This window comes from Pseudomonadota bacterium, from assembly GCA_039196715.1.
Classification (GTDB): domain Bacteria; phylum Pseudomonadota; class Gammaproteobacteria; order CALCKW01; family CALCKW01; genus CALCKW01.
Genome location: JBCCUP010000016.1, coordinates 42,321 through 64,535 on the forward strand (window position 1 = coordinate 42,321; position 22,215 = coordinate 64,535).

Genomic DNA, 22,215 nt, shown 5'->3' on the forward strand with positions numbered 1-22,215 from the left:
TTCAGGCCCGCTCTCGCGTGGGGAGAGTGAGGCACAGCAGCGAGCCGATCAGAGCCAGTATCGCCAGGCCTGCAAAAGAGAAGCTGTAGTTGCCGAGCTGGTCGTAGGCGTAGCCCACGAGGATCGGGGCGATGGCGCCGGCGACGGTGCCGCTGAACAGCACACGCCCGAACACCGCACCGTGCTCGCGCAATCCGAAGTACTCCGCCACCGTCGGCGACACCGCGGTGAAAAAGCCGCCGTGGGCCACGCCGTACACGCCCGCAACCGCGTACAACCAGAGGGGATCGCTGATCACGAGCAAGGCCAACAGCGAACCGATCAGCAACACGAAGCCCGTCAGCAGCGAGAGCTTGCCGCCGAAGCGGTCGGCGAGGTAGCCGAGCAGGAAGCGCCCGATCACGCTGCAGCCGCCGATGGTCGAGAGCATGGTGGCTGCCTGCGTCTGGCTCATGCCTAGGTCGACGGTGTGCGGGGCGATGTGCAGCGGCACTGACATCAGCGCGGCGAAGAAGGAAAACTGGATCAGGCACAGCGTCCAGAGCAGTCGGGTGCGGGTGCCACATCGGACTTCCGACGCGTCGGTGTCGGCTGCGTATCCGCTTGTCGGTGTGCCGACCGGGTGTGCGGCCGCGCCGACGGCCAGCAGGTGCGCTGCGTAGAGCAGGATGGCCGCAGCCAGCAGGCCGAGACCGAGCACCGTGTGGCGCCAGCCGAACGCGACAATGCCGGCTGCGACCAGCGGTGGCGCCACCACCTGACCGAGTGCGGTGCCGGTCTTGACAATCGCCGTGAACAGGCCGCGGCGTTTTCCGAAAGCGCGGGCGACGAACGACAGCGTGACGACGTCGTGTGTGGACATGCCCATGGCGACGAACACACCGAAGAGCGCTATCAGGTGCCAGGGTTGCTGCATGAAGGCCATCAGGACGAACCCGAGGCCGATCGCGGTGCCGGTGATGCTCATCAGGACCCGCGGTCCGTGGTGGTCGTTCAGCACCCCTGCGAGCATCGCGAGCACACCCATCATGAAAATGCCGATAGAGAAACTCGACGACAGCAGCGTGCGCGACCAGCCGAACTCGGTTTCGAAGGTCGTGAAGAAGACCCCGTAGCTGAACAGGCAACCGACGGCGGTGAACTGGGTCAGGAAGCCGCCCGCGACACCGTCGTAACGCGCGTCGGTGAACAGCGGCACCTCAGCTTTTCATCTTGTAGCCGGTCTTGAACATCCAACCGACGACGGACAGGCACGCGAACAGGAACACCGCGACCGCGATCAGGCTCCACACGATGTTGACGTCGGAGACCTCAAAGAAGCTCCAGCGGAAACCGCTGATCAGATAGAGCACCGGATTGAACAGCGAGATGGTCTGCCAGACAGGGGGCAACATGTCGATCGAGTAGAAGCTGCCGCCCAGAAACACCAGCGGCGTGATGACCAGCAGTGGCACCAGCTGCAGCTTCTCGAAGTTGTCCGCCCAGATGCCGATGATGAAACCGAGCAGGCTGAAGGTCACGCAGGTCAGCACGAAGAAGCTCACCATCCAGATCGGGTGGGCGATGCGGATGTCGACGAAGAAGCTCGCGGTTATCAGGATGATCGTGCCGATAATCAGCGATTTGGTTGCTGCCGCCCCGACGTAGCCCAGCAGGATCTCGAAATGCGAGATCGGCGCCGACAGGATCTCGTAGACGGTGCCGATGAATTTCGGAAAAAAGATGCCGAAGGACGCGTTGCTGATGCTCTGGGTGAGCAGTGACAGCATCATCAAGCCTGGCACCAGAAAAGCGCCGTAAGGCACGCCGTCAATGTCTTCGATGCGCGAGCCGATCGCGCTGCCGAAGACGACGAAATAGAGCGAGGTTGAGATCACCGGAGACGCAACGCTTTGTGCCATGGTACGAAACATGCGCATCATTTCGGTCACGTAAATCACTTTGACGGCGTGCCAGTTCATTCTTGATTCACCAGGTTGACAAAGATCTCCTCGAGCGAGCTCTGTCGGGTTTGGATATCGCGCAATTCGAGTCCGGCCTGTTGGATGGCCTGCAGCAGCCGTGTGATGCCGGTGCGCTCGGCGCGCACGTCGTAGGTGTAGATCAGGCGTTGACCGGCCTCGGCAAGCTCGAGGTCGTACTCGCCGAGGGTGTCGGGCACCCCGTCGATCCCTTCACGCAGTTCGATGATGAGCTGTTTCTTGCCGAGCTTCTGCATCAGCGTGGCCTTGTCCTCGACCAGCAGCAACTGACCCTTGCTGATCACACCGACGCGGTCGGCGATGGCCTCGGCCTCCTCGATGTAGTGCGTGGTCAGGATGATCGTGACGCCGTCGGCACGGAGCTTCTCGACGATCGCCCACATGTCCTTGCGCAACTCGACATCGACACCGGCCGTGGGCTCGTCGAGGAACAGCACGCGGGGCTTGTGGGCGAGTGCCTTGGCGATCAATACCCGGCGCTTCATACCGCCCGACAGCGTCATGATCTCGCTGTCGCGTTTGTCCCAGAGCGAAAGGTCCTTGAGCAGTTGCTCGACCCAGGCGTCATCTCGGCCCTTGCCGAACAGGCCGCGGCTGAAACTGACGGTGTCGGACACCCTGTCGAAGGAACCCAGTGTCAGTTCCTGCGGCACCAGCCCGATCAGGCTGCGCGTCTTGCGGAAGTCGGTGACGTTGTCGTGGCCGGCGACCGTGACACGCCCCTCGCTCGCGTTGACGATGCCGCAGATGATCGAGATCAGTGTCGTCTTGCCGGCGCCGTTCGGGCCGAGCAGGGCGAGGATTTCGCCCTCGCGGATGTCCAGGTTGACGCTGGTCAGGGCCTCGTGCCCCGACGCGTACCGCTTGCTGAGGTTCTCGACCGAGAGGATCGTGGACATGAGAGATGGGTCTGGCACAGGCAATCGCCCATCGTATCAGCTTGTGATGCTCTCGCGTGTCAAGACACCGTGAGCATCGTCCTGCGGCGCGCGTGGGCTCAGCCGGCGGTGTCGCGACCAAACCCCGCGTAGTACTCCATCAGTGTGGCCTGATCGGCGTCGCCGTAACCGGCGCGCACCATGAGCTTGTGCAGCTCGGCGACCATCGCGGTCAGCGGCAGCGACGTGCCGACGGCGTTGGCGACGTCGAGGGCGCCGCCGAGGTCCTTGACCATGTTGTCGATCCGCCCGGTCGGGCGGTAGTCGCGCTCGCTGTAGCGTGGCATGTACTCCTGCAACAATGCACTGTCGGCGCGGCCGCCGGCGAGGGCCTCCGGGACTTTCGCCGCGTTGATGCCGGCGTCCTCGGCGAGTTTCGTCGCCTCGGCCACGGCGACGAAGCCGAGCGCGCACAGCACCTGGTTGATCAACTTGGTGGTCTGTCCGGCGCCGGCTGGGCCCATGTGGGTGATGTTCTTCGCCACGTGCGAAAGCACGGCGCGAGCGCGTTCGACCGGCTCGGAGTCGCCCCCGAGCATCAGGGTGAGCTCGCCGATCAGGGCCTTGGGCGCACCGCCCGACAGCGGGCTGTCGACCCAGTCGAAGCCGTTTTCGCGAGCGCGGGTGGCCAGCGTCCGGGTGGCCTCGGGTGCGATCGATGACATGTCGATGATGACCGTGCCGGGGCGGGCGCCGGTCGCCACTCCGGCAGTGTCAAAAACCGCCCGCTCGACGATCCCGGCGGTGTTCAGGCTCAGGATCACGGCCTCCGAGGCGGCGGCGGCAGCGGCGGCGGTGTCGGCCGCTGTGGCACCGAGTGCCACGAGGGCTGCGACCTTGTCCGGGTCGATGTCGAACACGTGCAGGCGTTGGCCGGTTTCCAACAGGCGTGTGCCGATGGCGTTGCCCATGGCGCCGGCCCCGATCAGGGCGATGGATGCGGTCATGCGGGGAGTCTCCTTGGAGATCAGGTGTTGTCGGGCAACGGCCCGACGGCGCCGCGCGCGTAGGCCACGGCTCGGTGGATCACCTCCTCGAGCGGGGCCGCCACGTCCACCACCGTGCCGAGTTCGTCGGGCTCGAGCGCTTCGAGCAGGGCGATCTGGCTGTCGAGCAGTGAAGTCGGCATGAAGTGGTCCGTGCGCAGTCGCATTCTCGCGGCGATGACCTCGCGCGAGCCGTGAAGGTGGATGAAATGGGTGGTGTCCGCGCGCTCGCCGCGGAGGGCGTCCCGGTAGCGACGGCAGAGAGCGGAACAACTCGCGACCGTCACCGGGGCACTGTGCGCCAGGGCGTCGGCGACGCGTGCCAGCCAGGGCCAACGGTCATCGTCCGTCAGCGGGTCGCCCCGCGACATCTTGGCGATGTTGTGCTCCCCGTGCAGCGCGTCGCCCTCGATGTACGGGGCCTGCAAGGCGCCCGCGAGCGCCTCGGCCACGGCGCTTTTGCCGCAGCTCGTCACGCCCATGACAACAAACTGGGTGCCGCCGCTCACAGCGACGCCGTGATGCCGCCGTCGACGTAGAGCGTGTGGCCGTTGACGAAGCTCGACGCAGCGCTGGCGAGGAACACACAGGCGCCGACGAGCTCTTCGACCTCGCCCCAGCGGCCGGCCGGGGTGCGCTTCTCAAGCCAGGCCGAGAAGGTCGGGTCGGCGACCAGCGCGGCGTTGAGCGGCGTGTCGAAGTAGCCCGGGGCGATCGCGTTGCACTGCAAGCCGTACCGGGCCCAGTCGGTCGCCATGCCTTTGGTCAGGTTGCCAACCGCGCCCTTGGTGGCGGTGTAGGGTGCAATGCCGGGTCGGGCCAGCGCGGTTTGCACGCTCGCGATGTTGATGATCTTGCCCTGCTTGCGGCTGATCATGTGCGTGGCGGCGGCCTGGGCCACGTTGAACACGCTTGCAATGTTGGTCTGCAGCAGTTGATTGAACATCACCGGATCGAAGTCCTCGAGTGGACCACGGTGCTGCATGCCGGCGTTGTTGACCAGGATGTCGACCTGGCGGCCGTCGGCCTCGAGGCCGTCGATGGCCGCCTTGGCGGCCGCGTGGTCGGTGACGTCGAAGGCCAGCGTTTCGACTTCCAGGCCCTCGGCACGCAGTGTGGCGGCGCTGGCGTCAAGCTTGTCGGTGTCGCGCCCGTTCAACACCAGTGAGGCGCCGGCGGCGCCAAGCCCGCGTGCCAGCGCCATGCCGATGCCTTGTGACGACCCGGTGACGAGGGCGCGGCGGTGGGTCAGGTCAAAAAGCGGTGTGGTCATGGTGGTGTGCTCGGGCGATTCGGATGGGAAAGGGCATGTGTGTATGCTAAGTTACCGGTAACGTCACATCAAGGGGGTGGGAAGCGCACGTGAAGCCGGTGGTACTGCAGATGGGAGCCTTGCCCGACTGGGATCAGGGACCGCTCGAGGCGCAATTCGACGTGCGTGCGTTTTTTGCCGCTGAGGACGGTAACGCATTTCTGCGCGATAACGGCGAATCGGTTCGGGCCATCGTCACCCGCGGTGAACTTGGCGCCGACAGCACCGTGCTTGACGCGTGCCCCGCAGTGGAGCTCGTTGCAGTCTACGGTGTGGGGTTCGATGCGGTGGACATGGCGGCGTGCACGGAGCGCGGCATTCGTGTCACCAACACCCCGGACGTCCTCACCGAGGACGTCGCCGACCTCGGGGTCGGCATGATGATCGCGCTCTCGCGCGAGACGGTGCAGGCAGCGGCCTGGGTGCGCTCCGGCCGCTGGGCGTCAGAGGGCAACTACCCGCTCACGACACGGGTGCACGGGCGACGCGTCGGCATCCTCGGCATGGGGCGCATTGGCCAGGCGGTCGCACGGCGCCTGCAGGGTTTCGGGGTGTCGATCCACTACGCGGACCTCGCGCCGCTCGACGACCAACCCGCTTGGGTGCACGTGGACAACCCGGTCGCGCTCGCCGAAGCCGTTGATGTGCTCTTTGTGACGCTTGCGGCCTCAGCGCGCACCCGCCACATCGTCGACGCGGCCGTGTTGAGCGCGCTCGGGCACAACGGGCAGCTGATCAACATCTCCCGGGCGAGTAACGTCGACGAGTCGGCCTTGCTCGACGCCCTGGAGGGCGGCACGCTCGGCGCGGCGGCGCTCGACGTGTTCGAGGGCGAGCCGGCCATCGACCCGCGGTTTCTCGCACTCGACAATGTGCTGTTGTTGCCGCACTGTGCCTCCGGCACGGTCGAGACCCGACAGGCCATGGGCCAGCTCGTGCGCGACAACCTGGACCGTCACTTCGCCGGTGACGCCCTTCTCACGCCTGTCAACTGACACCCCAACCTTTCAGGAAAACGCCATGCGCGCTCTCGTTGCCCACGCTGCCCGCGACATCCGCATCGAAGACCAGACCGTCCGGGAGCCGGGCGAGAACGAGGTGCTGGTGCGGGTGCTGCGCGGTGGTATCTGCGGTTCGGACCTGCACTATTACAACCACGGTGGCTTTGGCACCGTGCGGTTGCGCGAGCCCATGGTGCTCGGCCACGAAGTCGCCGGCGAAGTGCTTGCCTGCGGCCCGGGCGTTGACGTCGTTGTGCCCGGTCAGTTGGTCGCAGTGTCACCGTCGCGTCCGTGCGGCCAGTGTGTGCAATCCCGGCGCGGGCTGTTCAACCACTGCCTCAACATGCGTTTTTACGGCTCGGCGATGCCGTTTCCGCACATCCAGGGCGCGTTTCGCGAGCACCTGGTCGCGCACACCAGTCAACTTGCCGTGGCCGACGGTCTGTCGGCTGCGACGGCCGCGATGGCCGAGCCGCTCGCGGTGGCAATCCACGCAGCGAACCAGGCGGGCAGTCTGGTCGGCAAACGGGTGCTGATCACCGGCTGCGGTCCGATTGGCATGCTGTGCCTGTTGGTCGCCCAGGCGGCCGGTGCGGTCGAGGTGGTGGTGACTGATCTCGCCGACTTTCCGCTCCGGATGGCGAGCACACTCGGCGCGACGCGCGCCGTGAACGTTGCGACGGACGCCGACGCACTGGATGACTACACGGCGGACAAGGGGTACTTCGACGTGCTGTTCGAGTGCAGTGGCGCCGAGCAGGCTTTCGCTGGCGCGCTGCCGGTGCTTCGGCCGGGCGGGGTGATTGTGCAGCTCGGCCTCGGCGGTGACATGTCCATCCCGATGCAATTGCTGACGGCCAAGGAACTGCAGCTGCGCGGGTCGTTCCGTTTCCACGAGGAGTTCTTTGTCGGCGTGCAGTGGATGCGGCAAGGTCGCATCGATGTCACGCCCCTGCAGACCCACACCTTCGCGCTCGATGATGCCGAACAGGCCTTCGCGCAGGCCAACGACCGCAGCCAGGCGATGAAGGTGCACCTCGACCTGAGCTGAGTCTCACGTTGGCCTCGACGTGCTTGGCTTACGGGGTTGTCGGCGGCGGGGTGTGCCCGGCGAATTCGGGTAGACTGACGGCTCTGGTCGCAGGCGCAGTGGGCCATGGCGAAATCGGATCACGGACCCGTCACGTCGGTGACAATGGAAGACGTCGCGCGTGCTGCGGGCGTCTCGCGCATGACCGTGTCCCGCGCGCTTCGCGAGAACAGCCCGATCTCCGACAAGACCCGTGCGCGCATTCTCGCCGTGGTGCGCGAACTCAACTACGTACCCGACCAGATGGCCGGCAGCCTGACCACGCGCAAGTCGGGCTTCGTCGCGGCGCTGTTGCCGTCGCTCAACAACCTGCACTTCGCGCTCACCGTACAGGCCCTCACCCAGGAGCTCGAATCGGCCGGTTTGCAGATCCTGCTCGGTCATACCGAGTATTCGGCCGAGCGCGAGGAGCGCTTGGTGGAGTCGCTGTTGCGCCGACGTCCGGAGGCCATGGTGTTGTCCTACGACGGGCACACGCCGCGCACCGTGGAGCTGCTCAAGGACATCCAGATTCCGGTGGTCGAGATCTGGGAGCTGCCCGAACGCTCGCTCGACAACGCCGTGGGCTTTTCGAATTTCGAGGCGGCGAAGGCGATGACCGAAGCCTTGATCGGTGAGGGTTTTCGCCACATCACCTTTCTCGGCGAGGTGCACGACGATTGGACACGCGGTGCCGCGCGGCGCCGCGGTTTTGTCAATGCCATGCAGGCGAGCGGCCTGGATGCGTCCCGCGTGCTGCAATACGGTGTGCCGCCTTTGTCGATCGAGACCGGTGCCAAAGCGGTCGAGGCCGTGTTGTCGCGTTTTCCGGACACCGAGTGTGTGTTCTGCGTGTCGGACGCCGCTGCTTTTGGCGTGCAAAGCGAGCTGCTTCGGCGGGGCATTGCCGTGCCGGGTGACATGTCCGTCGCCGGTTTCGGCGATTTCGAAGTCTCCCGTTTCGCCTCGCCAAGCATCTCTACCGTGGTTGTGGATCCTGAACGCATCGGCGCCGAGACCGGACGGATGATCTACCGCATGCTCTCCGACGCGTCGGGACTGCCCAGAGCCCGCGAGTGCATTGATATCGGGGTTCGAATCTCATTGCGTGAGAGCACGGCGCGCGCCGGGTGAGCGGCTGAATTCCCGGCGCGCGCGGATGCGCAACCCGATCTGAAGGCGAGCCGGTCGCCGGGTGCCTGCACATCAATGCCGGGCAGAATTGTGTTACCGGTAACAATGTGCAATGGTGTGCACCTCGGTAGACGCGGATTGGGGCGGCCATGCCACGCATTGAGCTCGAAAAACTGGGCAAACGGTACGGCGACGTGGAGGTGTTGCACGGGATCGATCTCAGCATGGCTGAGAATGAGTTCACCGTGCTGGTCGGGCCCTCGGGCTGCGGCAAATCCACCACGCTGCGCATGATCGCCGGACTGGAAACGGTCTCCTCCGGTGAGATCTACATCGACGGCAACCCGGTCAGCCACCTCGAACCCAAGGCCCGCGACCTTGCGATGGTCTTCCAGGACTACGCGCTGTACCCGCACATGGACGTCGCCCGCAACATGTCCTTCGCACTGCGCCTGCAGAAGGTGCCGCAGGCAGAGATCGACCGGAAAGTGCGCGACGTGGCCGAGGTGCTCGGCCTCACGGCATTGCTGACGCGCAAGCCGGCAGAGCTCTCCGGCGGGCAACGACAACGCGTCGCCATGGGCCGCGCGCTGACCCGCGACAGCGCGACTTTTCTCTTCGACGAACCGCTCTCGAACCTTGACGCCAAGTTGCGCGGGCAGATGCGCGCCGAGCTCGCGCTGATGAGCCAGCGTGTACAAAAAAACATGATCTATGTGACCCACGACCAGATCGAGGCGATGACGCTGGCAGATCGGATCGTGGTCATGCACGGCGGGCACATCCAGCAGCAAGGCACGCCCGAGGAGCTGTTCAAGCGGCCCGCCAACAAGTTCGTCGCGGGCTTTCTCGGCATGCCGCCGATGAACTTCCTCGCCGGTGAATTGCAGGCCGAGGGCGACAGCTTGCAGGTGGTGGGTGACGGCTTTGCCATTGCCCTGCCCGAGGCGCTGGCAGCGCGCTGCGGCGAGCGCACGGAACGTGGCGTCGTGCTTGGCATACGTCCGAGCGACCTGAGCCTCGACGCCGACCGGTCCGCAGCTCCGACAGCGCGCTTCGAACTCGATGTCGTGGTCACCGAATACATTGGCGCCCAGTCTGTGCTGATTTGCGATTGCAAATCGCAGCGCATGGTCGTCGAGCTCAAATCCGATGTGCCTGTGGGGTTGGGTCAGCGGATGGACTTCAAGATCAACCCCGACGGGATTCACCTTTTTGATGCGCGCACCGACGTGGCGCTCTAGACCGTCCCGCGTTCTCACTCACCCATTGGAGATGAACTGATGCAGAAATCGTTGAAGAAACTGGCCACGGCAACGGGGCTTTTCGTTGCCAGCATGGCAGCGGTCCATGCAGGGCCCTACGACGAATTCGCCGGCACCACGCTGGTGGTCAACTTCCCGGCACACCCGCACTACAACGCGGTCATGAAGGTGTTGCCGGAGTTCACCAAGGAAACCGGCATCGAGGTCGAGGTGGACCAGTTGCCCTACCTCAAGATGCGCGAGCGCCAAACGCTCGAACTGGCTCAAGAAGACGGTGACTACGACCTGATCGCCTACGTGGTGTTCTCCAAGGCCGACTACGTCTACGCCGACCAGCTCGAAAACCTCGCGCGCTACTTCATGAACCCGAAGCTCGCCGATCCGGCGTACGACTCGGACGACCTGATCGACGGCTACGTCTACAACATCGGTTTCGCCGGTGGCCGCAAGGGCTACCTCGAGGGCAAGACGGGTTCGCTGTTCGGCATTCCCTTCGGTTCGGAGACCTCGATTCTCGGCTACCGCAAGGACATCTTCGACAAGCACGGCCTGAAAGTGCCGGAGACCTACGACGAGATGCTCGAAACCGCCTGCAAGATCCCCGAGCTCGAGCCGGGCATGGGTGGCTTGTCCTCGCGTGCGGCCTCGGGCCACCATGCCAGCCACGCCTTCTTGCTGCACCTTGCGCCGCTCGGTGGCCGGGTGTTTGACGACGCCTGGAAGCCGCGCATCAACGACGAAGCCGGCGTGGCGGCGGCCAACGCACTGAAGACCATCGTCGATTGTGGCCCTGAAGGCGCAGCCTCGTTCGGTTTCGGCGAGGCCCTCGGCTCCTTCCTGAACGGCGACACCGCCATGTTCCTCGACACCACGGTGGTGGCGGGCCAGATCGATGACCCGTCCAAGTCCCAAGTGGTGGGCAAGGTCGGTTGGGCGATGCACCCGATGGGCGTGCGCCGCGGCAGCCAGACCGGCGGTTTCGGCATCGGCATTCCGAAGAACGCGCTCAACAAGGAAGCGGCCTTTCTGCTGATGCAGTGGCTGACCTCGAAGCAGGGCGACAAACTCGTGGCCATGGCCGGCGGCAACCCGTCGCGCTTCTCGACGCACGCTGACGCAGACGTGAACGCCAAGTTCCCGCACATGGCGACCTTCGGTGAGGCGCTGAAGCACGCTGACCCCGACTGGCGTCCGATCATCCCGGTCTGGGGCAAGATCAACGCGGACATCGGTACCACCTTGTCAAAAGTGTTGACCGAGGGGCTCGACGTGCAGGAAGCCCTGGATGGCGTGGCGGAGCGCGCCGAGGCGATCATGGACGAAGCGGGTTACTACACCTGGCAGTGAGTCGCGCGTGTCGGGCCCGGTGCTGATGCCGGGCCCGACCGGGCACCTCTGAGCACACCTGCGGAGCAAGCACGTGAACCGACTGACGCCGTACCTGTTCATGGCACCGGCCGCCGTGATCATCGTCATCACGTTGCTGTACCCGCTCGGGTACATGGTGTACGGCAGTTTCCGCGATTGGGACCCGAGCCAGACCATCGGCGAAACCGACTGGGTGGGTCTGCGCAACTACGTCGTGCTGTACGGCGACCCCGCCTTCCGCGAGAGCCTGTGGGTGACGCTGAAGTTCGCCTTCTGGGTCGTGACCATCGAGATGCTGCTCGGGGTCGGGCTGGCCTTGCTACTCGACCGCAAACTGCGCGGCATGTCGGTGCTGCGCACGCTGTTCATCCTGCCGATGATGATCGCTCCGGTGGTGGTTGGCCTCATGTGGCGATACATGTACCACCCGACCGTTGGCACGATAAACCGCTGGCTCAAGGAGGTCGGCTTCAGCGGTGTCGACTGGCTTGGGCAGAACGCCTTGCTGTCGGTGATCATTGCCGACGTGTGGCAGTGGACCCCCTTCATTTTCATTCTGGCGCTCGCGGCATTGCAGTCGCTGCCGAGCTCCGCGATCGAGGCGGCGCGCATGGATGGCGCCACCAACTGGCAGACGATCTGGCACATCAAGCTGCCGCTGATGATGCCGGTGCTGATCGTCACCTGCCTTCTTCGCCTGATCGACGCCTTCAAGGTGCTCGAAGTGATACTCGTGTTGACCGAGGGCGGGCCGGGCTTGTCAACCGAGATTCTGGCATTGCGGATTTCACGAACGGCGACCGAGTTCCGTGAGCTCGGTACCGCTGCCGCGATGTCGGGTTACCTGATGCTGTTGCTCATGACCCTGACGGCAGCGATGTTCATTTACACCAAGTTGGTCGAGCGACGTGCACAGCGACTCGCCCGGCTTGTGGCGGAGACCGAGTGATGCACGCGCAAGACAGACAGCACCCCGCGTTTTACGCGGTTCTGGTCGCCTTGGTGTTCATGTCGGTCGGGCCGATCTGCCTGATGTTCATCAATTCCTTCAAGCTCGACGTCGACATCCTGTCCGGCACCAGCGGCTTGTTGTTCATGCCGACCCTGCAAAATTACGAAACGGCGCTCTGCGATGTGCTGCCTTACGAGCCGGAACACCTCGATTACTGCGCGTTGAAAATCGGCGGTTCGTTTGTCAACTCGTTGATCATTTCGATTGTCTCGACGGCGCTGACCCTGGTGATAGGCTGCATGGCGGCTTACGCCCTGGTGCGTTTTCAGTTCATGGGGCGGGACGTGGCCTCGGTGACGACGCTCGCCGTTCGGATGTTGCCGCCGGCCGTGTTGCTCGTGCCGGTGTTCGGTCTCTGGAACAACGAATTCTGCATCGACAAGAACAGTTTCGTCGGCGAACTCATCCGGGACACCTTCGGTGGGCGGGGCGACGTGTGCCTGGCCGGCACGCACAGCGGCATCATCCTCGTGTACATCGCGATGAACCTGCCGTTCGTGATCTGGATTTTGCAAAGCTTCATCGTGCAGGTACCGCGGCAACTTGAAGAGGCTGCACGCATGGACGGTGCAGGGCCGTTCCAGGTGTTTTTCCTCGTGGTGTTGCCCTTGATTCGGCCGGGTCTTGCGGCGGCGGCCATTTTCGCCTTCCGCATTGCCTGGAACGAGTACCTGCTCGCCTCGGCGCTGTCCGACCGTGACACCAAGACGGTGCCCATCCTCATCGTCAACAACATGTCCGAATTCAACATCGAATGGGGCGTGATCATGGCCACCGGCATGCTGCTCGCGATACCGCCGATCATCTTCACCCTGTTGGCGTCACGGCAGATCATCACGGGCATGACGGCGGGTGCGGTGAAAGGCTGATGTGGGAGTGGCTCTGGCTGCCCATTGATGCATCCAGACCGCACGTGGTAGACGGCGCGATTGCATGGCACGGGCGGTTGATGGTGCTGGTCTGGGCGGTACTGGTGCCCACCGCCATCTGTGTTGCCCGCTTTGCCAAGATTCTGCCGACGCAGCGCTGGCCCGATGAACTCGACAACCAAGTCTGGTGGCGCGCCCACTGGATCCTGCATTCGATCGCCTTTGCGCTTGCCGGGCTTGCCTTTTATCTCGTGGGTTACAGCGGCGCCTGGGCCGGTGTTGGCTGGCACGTGTGGCTCGGTCGGTTGATGCTGTGCGGCATGGCGGTCCAGGTGCTGTCGGGCGCTTTGCGCGGCAGCAAGGGCGGGCCGACTGACCCGCGCCGTGACGGTTCCTTGATCGGTGACCATTACAGCATGACCCCGCGGCGGCGTGCCTTCGAGACGTTTCACAAGTCGCTCGGGTACACCCTGGTCGCGCTCAGTGTGCTCGCCGTGTTGACGGGCCTGTGGCGGGCGAACGCCCCCCACTGGATGTGGATCGGTGTCGGGAGCTGGTGGGCCGTGTTGGTGTGTGCCTTCCTGTGGCTGCAGCGCCGCGGCTACGCCATCGACACCTACCAGGCCATCTGGGGTCCGGATCTCGAGCACCCGGGCAACCGCATGGCGCCGGGTGGCTGGGGCGCGCGGCGGCTGTCCGAAAGCGTCCGTCACGACGGTTCGCACCGGGTATAGGAGCCTCGACTGACACTCAGCCGAGCAGGTCGCGCAAGGCCGATTCGAGTGTGGTGAACCGAAACCGGAACCCGAGTGCGGTCGCAGATGCCGGTAGAACCCGCCGGCCATGCAACAGGAGCTCCACACCCATCTCGCCAAACAGGGTCTTGACCACAGGGCCCGGCATCGGGAACACCGTCGGCCGTTTCAGCACGGTGCCGAGGGCCTTGGTGAAGTCGCGGTTGCTCACAGGCGTGGGTGCGACGGCGTTGATCGGCCCGCTGGCGCGTTCGTCGCTCAGCAGCGCGACGATCAACGCGATGATGTCGTCGATGTGGATCCACGGCATCCAGTGGCTGCCCGAACCGATGACGCCGCCCAGCCCCAGTCGAAACGGCGGCAGCATCTTCGCCAAGGCGCCTCCGTCGCCGAGGACGATGCCGGTGCGCAACAGGCACAGCCGGGTGCCCTCGGGGCACGCCTGCTCGGCGGCCTGTTCCCAGTCGCGGCAGAGCGTGCTGGAAAAACTCGCGTCACCGCTGTCCGATTCCGTCACCGGGTCGTCCCCGGCCCCCAGGCCGTAGACGCCGATGGCCGAGCCGCTGACCAGCACCCTCGGCGCCGCGTCGCGCGCGGCCAACCACTGACCGAGGGCGGTGGTGGTGTCGATGCGACTCGCTCGCAGGACGGCCTTGCGCGCGTCCGACCAACGCCGGGCAGCGATGTTTTCCCCGGCCAGGTTGATGACCGCATCCGGTGTCCCCTCGCCGTAGTCGTCCAGCGACGTGATCGCACGCGCGCCCTCGACCACGCGGCCAGGGTCGCGGCACCAGACGGTGACGGTGTGGTCCGCCAACAGGGTGCGGGTCAGGGGCCGGCCGATGAAACCGGTGCCGCCGGTGATGAGTATGTTCACGAGGTGCTCCAACGGGCTGTCGGCGTTGGCCCGCGGTTGCAAACGGGCGCGATGCGAGCGGACAATTCCCCTGTTGACCTGATTGAGTGAGAAATGGTTCGGCCAACCCGTCCCAAAGCCGTGTTGTGCGACCTCGACGGCACGCTGGTGGACACGGCGTCGGAGATCGCCGCCGCTGTCAATGATACGTTGCTCAACGGCGGTCTGCCGGCGCTAGAGTCGGACCGCATCGCGCGGTGGGTCGGGCACGGGGCGCGCGACCTGATGCGCTCGGTGATGGCGTATGTGCACGACGAAAGCGCTGCCGAAGCGCAGGTGCGGGCCGGGTTCGAGGCCACGCTGGACCGGTTTCGTCGGCACTACGCCGAGCGGACCGGCACCACCGGTGAGCTCTACGAGGGGGTTCGTGCCTGCCTGTCGCAGTGTGCTGCAACCGGGCTGGCACTGGCCGTGGTCACCAACAAGGACACCGCCTTTGCGCGCAAATCGCTCGCTGCGAATGGCATCCTGGATGGCTTTGCCGCGCTGGTCTGTGGCGACACGCTCGACACCCTGAAGCCCGACCCCGCAGGCGTGCACGCGGTGCTCACCCAGCTCGGCTGTGCGCCGTCCGAGGCGGTGTTCATCGGGGACTCCTCGGTCGACGTCGAGACGGCCCGGCGCGCGGGTGTGCGGGTGCTTGCCTTCAGCCGCGGGTACAACCGCGGTGAACCGATCGAACGCGCGCAGCCCGACGCCGTCTTTGATCACTGGTCCGAGGTGCCCGGATTGCTCGGCCTGGGGTGAGCGGCGCGGCCGGATTGTGTGAACTGCGTCGCGTCCGGCACGTGCCAACAAGGCTTCGCGGCGGGGTTGGTGGGATACTGGGCTGTCGAGTCGAGAGGCGTGTTGGAGCGTGAGTGTCGCGAAGGAAAGACCTCTGGTAAGCGGGCGTGCGCTGGTGGTGCTGTGCGTGTGCCTGCTCCCCCCGGTCCGCGTGCTCGCCAACTGGTCCGTCAGCCTTGCGTCGGCAGGCGACAGCCAGGTGGCCATCACGCTCGAGAACCGCGGCGCGCGCGACGCGTGGGTGCGGGTGCCGGGGTCGGTGCTCGACACTGCGTTGCCCGAGCACCTGTTCGTGCTCAGCCCCGCGGTCCGCAATGGTGCGACGGGTGGCGTGACCTATGCCGGGCCCGTGGTCAAACGCGCGCTACCCGACGTGGGCGACTACCAGCGGATCGGCGCCGGCGAGCGCGTGGAGCGCGTGCACGATTTGCGTGCGCACTACCGCATCCCGGCAGCCGGGGAGTACCGCGTTCAGTTGATTCAACACCTGCACACGCTCGATCGGGCACCCGAGGCGGGCGAGGGCGCACGCCTCGCGCAACGCGAGCAGGTGGCGTGGTTGCGTTCCAACACCCTCGATGTGGTGTTGCCACAGGACCTCGCGAAAACCCGTGTGCGGACACCGGACTTCGCCGGGTGTGACGCGAGTCAGCAGTCGCTGGTGCTTTCGGCAGCGCAGTCTGCCGAAAGCCTGGTTGGCGTCGCGGTCACGGACCTCGCGTCGCTTGGCGAGCTGCAGCAGCTCAACTCACCGCGCTATCGCCAGTGGTTTGGCCCCCACAGCAGCGCGCGCTTCGCGACCGCGTTGCAGAACCTGCGCAACGTGCAGAAGGTGTTGCGCGAGGACACGGTGCGTTACAACTGTGGCTGTGACATTGCGGGTGTGTACGCGTTCGTGCGCGCAGACCTGCCCTACGACATCACGCTGTGCCCGGCCTTTTGGTTGACGACGCCAGTGGGCACGGACTCGCGCGCCGGGACCATTGTGCACGAGCTGTCCCACTTTCGAATTGTCGCGGGCACGGCCGACCACGCCTATGGCCAGCAGAGCGCAGCTGCGCTCGCGAGTCAGAACCCGGTGCTGGCAGTCGACAACGCGGACAACCACGAATACTTCGTCGAAAACACGCCCGATATCTCGATCCTGTCGCCCTCTCTGCCACCGCCCGCAGACGCGGTGTTCACGCCGCTGGAGCGCGACGCGCAAGTGGTGGGCACGGCGGTGCTCGGCGAGCGCCTGTTCTACACCGTGGACACCGCCACGCGGATCACCCTGCAGGTCGAGGCCGATGACACGGACTTGCTGGTGTTCGCTGACCGACTGCTGGCCAAACGACTCTGTGCCCGCACGACCGAGCGGACTGGCACCGAGCAGTGCGCACCGGGTGTCACGGGGCCGGTGTTCATCGAGGTGCGTGGTACGCCCGGCGACGCTTTTCGTCTGACGACCGAAACCGCCTCAGTGGGCCGTGACCTGAGCACGCTGCAGGCCGGGCAGTCGGTGGCGTCTGACGTGCGCATCTCGTCCTCGCAAGCCTACCGGGTCGAGGGCTTCAACACGGTCGCCCTGACCTCGTCCGCGGGAAACGCGGACTTGTATATCCTGCGCGACCCTTCGGACCTGCACACCGCGGTGTGTTCAGCGATCGGCACGGCACCGGTTGAAACCTGCCGTCTGCCCGACGACTACAGCGTGCTGTTTCCCCTCGTGGTGGGCGTCTCGGATGCCCGCTACGAGCTGTCTGCCTCGACGGACCGTGTTGTCCCGTCAGGCGACACCGCCACAGGCGGGGGCGGCAGTGTAAGCGGGTTCTGGGTACTGCTGCTCGGTGTGCTGGCGGTGCAGGCAGGCCGGCGTGGCCGCGCTCTGGCGTGTCTGCCGCTGATCGCGGCGTCGGTGGCGGGGTGTGCGCAGCCCGACACCCGAAGCGCATCCGACCCAGCCGATGACCGGGGCGTCGTCGTCGTGTTGCAGGCGTCCGAGCGCAGCCCGAGCTCCGTTCGCTTCAGTGTGCTGAACACCGGCGCCGACACCGTGGGGGTGCCGGTGAACGGCACGCCGTTCGAAACCCCGATTCTCGGTGACTACTTTGCCGTGGTGTCCGCGGGCGACACGCGCCGGTACACCGGGCCGCTCGCCAAGCGTGACCTGACGGACGGCCCGGTGATCCCGCTTGGGGCCGGCGAGCGCAACACGGTGGAGATCGATTTGGCCACGCTCTACGACTGGCCGGTCTCCGGACCTGTCCGTGTGCAGTTCCGCCCGGGCGAGCGGGACGGGGTGCTGTGGCTCGGCCAACGCCTCGTGCTTGCCGACGCGGGCGACGCAGTGGAGTTGCCCGCGCCCTGAACGCCGCGCGGTGGCGTTTGGCCGGGCGATGCGCCAAGCTAGGGCATCACCCCACGCGACGCGTTCCCCCATGGCTCTGACCGAATCCAACATGCTGCCGCTCGGCGCGGCCCTGCCGGCGTTCTCACTGCCCGACACCGTGTCGGGCGACACCGTGTCCCACACCGATTTCGAGGGCAAGCCGCTTGTCGTGGTGTTCATGTGCAACCACTGCCCCTTCGTTGTGCACATCCTCGATGGCCTTGCCGCGGCCGGCCGGGATTTTCAGGCGCAGGGCGTCGCGATGCTGGCGGTCTCGAGCAACGACGTGCGCACGCACCCGGCGGACGGGCCCGAACACATGGCCACGCTCGCGCGCGAGACGGGCTTCGTCTTCCCCTATGCCTACGACGAGACGCAACAGGCAGCCAAGGCGTTCGACGCTGCGTGCACGCCTGACTTCTACCTGTTCGACGCGACCGGGTCACTCGTCTACCGCGGCCAGTTCGACGCGTCGCGCCCCGGCAACGACGTCGACGTGACCGGCGAAGACCTGCGAGCCGCGGTGTCGGCTCTGTTGGCCGGGGATCCGATCTCGGCCACCCAGGCCCCGAGCATCGGCTGCAACATCAAGTGGCGCGCGGCCTGAGGCCGTTGCCCTCGTTGTGCTGACGCCGGACAGTGTCCCTGAACACACCAGCGTCGGCGGAGCTGCTGATCCGCTCGGCACGCGACGGAGACACCGCCGACCAGCACGCCTTACACACTGAGGCGGTGCGCTCGGCGTGCGTGCCGCACGACAGCACCGCGGTGATCGAGGGCTGGTTAAGCGGCAGGGCGCCTGCGGATTAGCTGCCGCCCGTTCAGCGGGGTGAGCTGCACGTGGCCGAGCGGGGTGGTGAGGTCCTCGGCTTTGTCGAGGCGGTGCCCGGCTCGCTGGTGGCCTTGTACGTGGCCCCGGATGTCATGTGCCAGGGTGTCGGTGCTGCGCTGTTGCAGCACGGTCTGTCAAAAGCCCTTGCGGCGCCGGACGGGGAGGTCGCTTTGCAGGCGACGTTGAACGCGGTCGGCTTCCACCGGCGCTTCGGGTTCAGCGATGTTCGGCACGCGCACGTGATGCGAAACTGCGTCGAGGTGCCCATCGTCGAGATGCACTATCCGGGGCCCTGAAGACATAAAAAAAGGGTGCGACCAGCGCACCCTTTTTGGTGCCCCTCTCGCGGGGGGCGAAACGCGTGAATCAGGTGTTCTGCGCCTTGTACTTCTTGATCGCTTTCTTGAGCATGCGCTTTTCCTTGCAGAACAGCGAGCACAGCTCACTGACCTTCTGGAGCTGGGCCTCGGCGTCTGCGAGACGGTCGGTCTGCAGGTACAGCTCGCCAAGGTACTCGTGTGCGCGGATGTGCTTCGGGTCGATGCTCAGGGCTTTCTGGTAGTGGTCGAAAGCGACATCGAAGTTGCCGAGCTTGCGGTTGCTGAAGCCGAGCAGGTTGTGCACGTCGGCGTCGTCGGGCGTCTCTTCCGCGAAGACGGTGAGCATGTCGATGGCTTTCTGATACTGCTTGGCGCTGATGGCCTTGTTGACATCGCTGAAGCGGTCGTCTCGGCTGCTCTCGTAGGAGTCGCCGCCGGCCGCCTGGACCGGTGCCGTCAGAGCCATGGCGAAAACGAACGCGATGGCAAACGCGATCCACTGTGGGGTTGTTACGGGCAACGCGCGCGAGGCGGCGTGGGCATATGATGTCATGGGTGAATGTCCTCGTGTGATAGTCGATGTCTGATTCTGGCAACAGCGCCACTGGCGCTGTGACCGCGAAACGCAAGCGGGGTTCGAAACTAGGCAGTTTTTCGTATGCGGCGCTGGCCCAACCGGGCGGCGCGCGCTAGTGTTGGATACCTTGCTGCGATCGCCGTTCGCGCTGCACGAGGCCCCAGCCGATGCGCCCTTTGACCTCCGACGAGCTTCAACACTACCACGCCAAGGGCCACGTCGTGCTGCCCGACTGGCTCACGCCCGCGGCGCTCAGTACCTTGCAAGCTGCCTGTGATGCACTGCTGGCGGAGCCGCCGGACGACGACCACGGTGGCCGCTCGCACGACATCGGCCGAGGGCAGGACCGGCGTTTTTTGCGGCACCGGCACACCGACATCGCGGCGGTCTCCGAGCTGATCCTCGGCACGGCGTTCAAGGACGTGGTGTGCAGCTGCCTCGACGCTGACCCCTACCTCTTCAACGAACAATTCGTGGTCAAGGGCCCCAACACCGGTGCGAGTTTCGCCTGGCACCAGGACAGCGGCTACCTGGACCAACCGCACGCGCCCTACCTCAGTGTGTGGTTGGCGCTCGACGACACCACGGCCGCCAACGGCGCGCTGTCGGTGATCGACCGCGACCTGGAAACGGAGCGGTGTGTCGACCCGCACCGCTGGGACGAGGTGGGCAAGGAGCGGGTCGGCTACGACGGGGACGACCCGGGCACCCTGGTCGAGGCCGCGGCCGGCAGCGCGGTGTTGTTCTCGTCACTGACGCTGCACCGCTCGAGCGCCAACACCACCCGCGCGCCTCGACGAGCGTACCTCGTGCAGTATTCGCCGGAGCCGATCTACAAGGTCGGAACCACCGAGCCCAAGGTGTTCGCCACCGCGCTCTGAGCTCAGCCGACGTTGCGGTGCAGCCGGGCCATGATCTCCTTCGCGAGCTTGGCAGCGACCATCGCAGTGACACCGTTGAGGTCACGGGCGGGGTTGAGTTCGACCAGATCGGCGCCGACCAGGCGGCCGTGAAAGCGCTGAACGATGTCGATCACCTGACGTGTGCTCAAGCCACCCGGTTCATGGTGCGAGACGCCGGGGGCGAACGCGGGGTCGAGCGCGTCGAGGTCGAGTGAGAGGTACACCGGACCGTCGAATCGCCGATCGAACACCGCATCCGGCTCGCGCATGCTGATGATGTCCACGCCGAAGCGTTCCGCCTGATCCGCCTGATGGCGGTTCAAGGTGCGTATACCCACCTGCACCAGGCGCGAGACCGCACCGGATTCCATGAGCCGGGCGAAGGGCGACGCGTGGCTGAAGCGGTTCGACTGCATGTCGTCGTAGAGGTCGGGGTGGGCATCGATGTGCAACACCTGGAGACCGTTGTGGTGCTCGGCGGCGGCCGTGATCGCCGGCCACGACACCGAGTGGTCGCCCCCGAGTGCGAGGACCGGGCCGTCGGTTTGCGCCTGGCCGACGGCTGCGTGAATCGCGTCGTACGCGGCTTGACCGCCGAGTGATGACAGCGCGACGTCGCCCAGGTCGTGCCACCAGTCGGTGTCGCCGAGATCGAGGCCGCACTCGGTCGACAGGTTGCTCGAGTCGCAGCGCAGCGCGGTGCGGATGGCCTCCGGTGCAGTGGCCGGGCCGGTCAGGTAGGTCGAGTTGTTGTCCTGCGGCAAGCCGATGACAGAGACGGGCATGGTGCGGGTGCCTGGGTGTGGGCGGTTGCGCCGACGGTACCAGAGCGGGCAGGGGTGCGCGTGGCCGGGTCCGCAGGCGCAGGGCAGTGCGTTACCCTAAGGGGTCAATGTGAGGTGAGACGGGTTCGTGACGGAATGGGTTACAGCGCTGCCGCTGGTGGCGTTTTTGGTGGTGATCGGCGCGTTTGCCGGCGTCCTGGCCGGCCTGCTGGGGGTGGGCGGCGGCATCGTGTTGGTGCCCGCGTTCTTTTTTCTGTTCTCGTACCTCGGCTACGGCGGCGACTACGTCATGCAACTCTGCCTCGGCACCTCGCTTGCCACCATCGTGGTGACCTCGATGCGCTCCTTGCAGGCCCACAACCGCAAGGGGGCCGTCGATTGGGCGCTGCTCAAGAGTTGGGCCTGGGGCATTGCCGTCGGGGCCGTGGTCGGCGGTTTTGTCGCCTCGGCACTCCGCTCGGACGTATTGCAGGCCATCTTCGGTGTGCTCGGCATGGCGGTCGCGCTGTACCTTGCGTTCGGCAAACCGAGCTGGGTGCTCGCGCCGGCGATGCCGCGGGGCGGCCTACGTGCGCTCTATGCTTCGATGCTCGGCCTGCTGTCGGTGCTGATGGGCATCGGCGGCGGCAGCCTGGGCGTGCCCTTGATGAGCGTGCACAGTGTGCCGATTCACCGAGCGGTGGCGACAGCTGCCGGCTTTGGCCTCGCCATTTCGGTGCCGGCCCTGCCGGGCTTTCTGCTCGTCGATATGCCGGCCGACGCCCGGCCGCCACTGACCGTCGGCGCGATCAGCGTGCCGGCGTTCCTGATCGTGATCGCGATGACCCTGATCACCACCCCCTACGGGGCCAAACTTGCGCATGCGATGGACGCGCGCCCGCTCAAGCGCGTGTTCGCCGCGTTCCTGGCGCTGGTGTCGTTGAACATGCTGCGCGCGGTGTTCGCCTGAACCGTGCGCGAATCTGCCAACCCCGTCGGCGCCAGGGTTGGCGTGTTCGGCTGCCAAGCGGCTGAATTCGCTGCACATTGCTGTCC

The 22,215-nt window shown here is 65.7% G+C and carries 23 protein-coding genes; 14 read left to right on the forward strand and 9 right to left on the reverse strand.

Annotation, left to right across the window (positions count from 1 at the left end; genetic code table 11):
• Window position 1: 1 nt before the first annotated feature.
• From AAGA11_08085 to AAGA11_08110, 6 genes are all read right to left on the reverse strand, one after another.
• Entirely contained in the window at window positions 2-1,198 is a 1,197-nt protein-coding gene (locus AAGA11_08085; protein MEM9602806.1) for an MFS transporter, read from the reverse strand.
• 1 nt (window position 1,199) lies between these two features.
• A complete protein-coding gene (locus tag AAGA11_08090) occupies window positions 1,200-1,961 on the reverse strand; it encodes an ABC transporter permease (GenBank protein MEM9602807.1) in 762 nt (253 codons plus the stop codon).
• Entirely contained in the window at window positions 1,958-2,881 is a 924-nt protein-coding gene (locus AAGA11_08095; GenBank protein MEM9602808.1) for an ABC transporter ATP-binding protein, read from the reverse strand. Before AAGA11_08095 ends, AAGA11_08090 begins: the two co-directional genes overlap by 4 nt.
• 98 nt (window positions 2,882-2,979) lie before the next feature.
• A complete protein-coding gene (locus AAGA11_08100) occupies window positions 2,980-3,867 on the reverse strand; it encodes an NAD(P)-dependent oxidoreductase (protein ID MEM9602809.1) in 888 nt (295 codons plus the stop codon).
• 20 nt (window positions 3,868-3,887) lie between these two features.
• Window positions 3,888-4,415 (reverse strand): gluconokinase, encoded by a 528-nt coding sequence (locus AAGA11_08105; GenBank protein MEM9602810.1) that lies wholly within the window; start codon window positions 4,413-4,415, stop codon window positions 3,888-3,890.
• A complete protein-coding gene (locus AAGA11_08110) occupies window positions 4,412-5,179 on the reverse strand; it encodes an SDR family oxidoreductase (protein ID MEM9602811.1) in 768 nt (255 codons plus the stop codon). The genes AAGA11_08105 and AAGA11_08110 overlap by 4 nt, the downstream gene beginning before the upstream one ends.
• A 110-nt stretch (window positions 5,180-5,289) precedes the next feature.
• Here AAGA11_08110 and AAGA11_08115 point away from each other — a divergent pair, with 110 nt between their 5' ends.
• From AAGA11_08115 to AAGA11_08150, 8 genes are all read left to right on the forward strand, one after another.
• Window positions 5,290-6,213 (forward strand): 2-hydroxyacid dehydrogenase, encoded by a 924-nt coding sequence (locus tag AAGA11_08115; GenBank protein ID MEM9602812.1) that lies wholly within the window; start codon window positions 5,290-5,292, stop codon window positions 6,211-6,213.
• 25 nt (window positions 6,214-6,238) lie between these two features.
• On the forward strand, window positions 6,239-7,270 hold the full coding sequence (locus AAGA11_08120) for an L-idonate 5-dehydrogenase (GenBank protein MEM9602813.1): 1,032 nt from the start codon (window positions 6,239-6,241) through the stop codon (window positions 7,268-7,270).
• Between the two features lie 144 nt (window positions 7,271-7,414).
• A complete protein-coding gene (locus AAGA11_08125; protein ID MEM9602814.1) occupies window positions 7,415-8,422 on the forward strand; it encodes a LacI family DNA-binding transcriptional regulator in 1,008 nt (335 codons plus the stop codon).
• Window positions 8,423-8,571: 149 nt separating this feature from the next.
• The gene (gene ugpC / locus AAGA11_08130; protein ID MEM9602815.1) at window positions 8,572-9,666 is read left to right on the forward strand and encodes a sn-glycerol-3-phosphate ABC transporter ATP-binding protein UgpC; all 1,095 of its coding nucleotides are present in this window, start codon (window positions 8,572-8,574) and stop codon (window positions 9,664-9,666) included.
• 93 nt (window positions 9,667-9,759) lie between these two features.
• On the forward strand, window positions 9,760-11,034 hold the full coding sequence (locus tag AAGA11_08135) for an extracellular solute-binding protein (protein MEM9602816.1): 1,275 nt from the start codon (window positions 9,760-9,762) through the stop codon (window positions 11,032-11,034).
• A gap of 100 nt (window positions 11,035-11,134) precedes the next feature.
• On the forward strand, window positions 11,135-12,004 hold the full coding sequence (locus AAGA11_08140) for a sugar ABC transporter permease (protein ID MEM9602817.1): 870 nt from the start codon (window positions 11,135-11,137) through the stop codon (window positions 12,002-12,004).
• A complete protein-coding gene (locus AAGA11_08145; protein MEM9602818.1) occupies window positions 12,004-12,936 on the forward strand; it encodes a carbohydrate ABC transporter permease in 933 nt (310 codons plus the stop codon). The genes AAGA11_08140 and AAGA11_08145 overlap by 1 nt, the downstream gene beginning before the upstream one ends.
• Window positions 12,936-13,670, forward strand: a complete 735-nt coding sequence (locus AAGA11_08150) for a cytochrome b561 domain-containing protein (protein ID MEM9602819.1) — start codon at window positions 12,936-12,938, stop codon at window positions 13,668-13,670. The genes AAGA11_08145 and AAGA11_08150 overlap by 1 nt, the downstream gene beginning before the upstream one ends.
• A 16-nt stretch (window positions 13,671-13,686) precedes the next feature.
• On the opposite strand, the gene AAGA11_08155 is transcribed toward AAGA11_08150, so the two are convergent.
• The gene (locus AAGA11_08155; protein ID MEM9602820.1) at window positions 13,687-14,568 is read right to left on the reverse strand and encodes a TIGR01777 family oxidoreductase; all 882 of its coding nucleotides are present in this window, start codon (window positions 14,566-14,568) and stop codon (window positions 13,687-13,689) included.
• Window positions 14,569-14,661: 93 nt separating this feature from the next.
• Between AAGA11_08155 and gph the strand changes: the two genes are divergently transcribed.
• The 4 genes from gph to AAGA11_08175 all read left to right on the forward strand — a co-directional run bounded on the left by gph (window position 14,662) and on the right by AAGA11_08175 (window position 18,892).
• A complete protein-coding gene (gene gph / locus AAGA11_08160) occupies window positions 14,662-15,354 on the forward strand; it encodes a phosphoglycolate phosphatase (GenBank protein ID MEM9602821.1) in 693 nt (230 codons plus the stop codon).
• A 166-nt stretch (window positions 15,355-15,520) separates the two neighbouring features.
• Window positions 15,521-17,743: a M35 family metallo-endopeptidase gene (locus tag AAGA11_08165; protein ID MEM9602822.1), complete on the forward strand. Its 2,223-nt coding sequence runs from the start codon at window positions 15,521-15,523 to the stop codon at window positions 17,741-17,743.
• A gap of 70 nt (window positions 17,744-17,813) precedes the next feature.
• Entirely contained in the window at window positions 17,814-18,371 is a 558-nt protein-coding gene (locus tag AAGA11_08170; protein ID MEM9602823.1) for a thioredoxin family protein, read from the forward strand.
• Window positions 18,372-18,598: 227 nt separating this feature from the next.
• The gene (locus AAGA11_08175) at window positions 18,599-18,892 is read left to right on the forward strand and encodes a GNAT family N-acetyltransferase (protein ID MEM9602824.1); all 294 of its coding nucleotides are present in this window, start codon (window positions 18,599-18,601) and stop codon (window positions 18,890-18,892) included.
• 70 nt (window positions 18,893-18,962) lie between these two features.
• Here AAGA11_08175 and AAGA11_08180 read toward each other — a convergent pair whose 3' ends face one another.
• Entirely contained in the window at window positions 18,963-19,469 is a 507-nt protein-coding gene (locus tag AAGA11_08180; GenBank protein ID MEM9602825.1) for a tetratricopeptide repeat protein, read from the reverse strand.
• Window positions 19,470-19,660: 191 nt separating this feature from the next.
• Between AAGA11_08180 and AAGA11_08185 the strand changes: the two genes are divergently transcribed.
• Complete coding sequence (locus AAGA11_08185) at window positions 19,661-20,374, forward strand: phytanoyl-CoA dioxygenase family protein (GenBank protein MEM9602826.1); 714 nt, start codon at window positions 19,661-19,663, stop codon at window positions 20,372-20,374.
• Between the two features lie 2 nt (window positions 20,375-20,376).
• Here AAGA11_08185 and speB read toward each other — a convergent pair whose 3' ends face one another.
• The gene (speB, locus tag AAGA11_08190) at window positions 20,377-21,180 is read right to left on the reverse strand and encodes an agmatinase (GenBank protein MEM9602827.1); all 804 of its coding nucleotides are present in this window, start codon (window positions 21,178-21,180) and stop codon (window positions 20,377-20,379) included.
• Window positions 21,181-21,307: 127 nt separating this feature from the next.
• Here speB and AAGA11_08195 point away from each other — a divergent pair, with 127 nt between their 5' ends.
• Window positions 21,308-22,129 (forward strand): sulfite exporter TauE/SafE family protein, encoded by an 822-nt coding sequence (locus tag AAGA11_08195; protein ID MEM9602828.1) that lies wholly within the window; start codon window positions 21,308-21,310, stop codon window positions 22,127-22,129.
• Window positions 22,130-22,215: the final 86 nt, after the last annotated feature.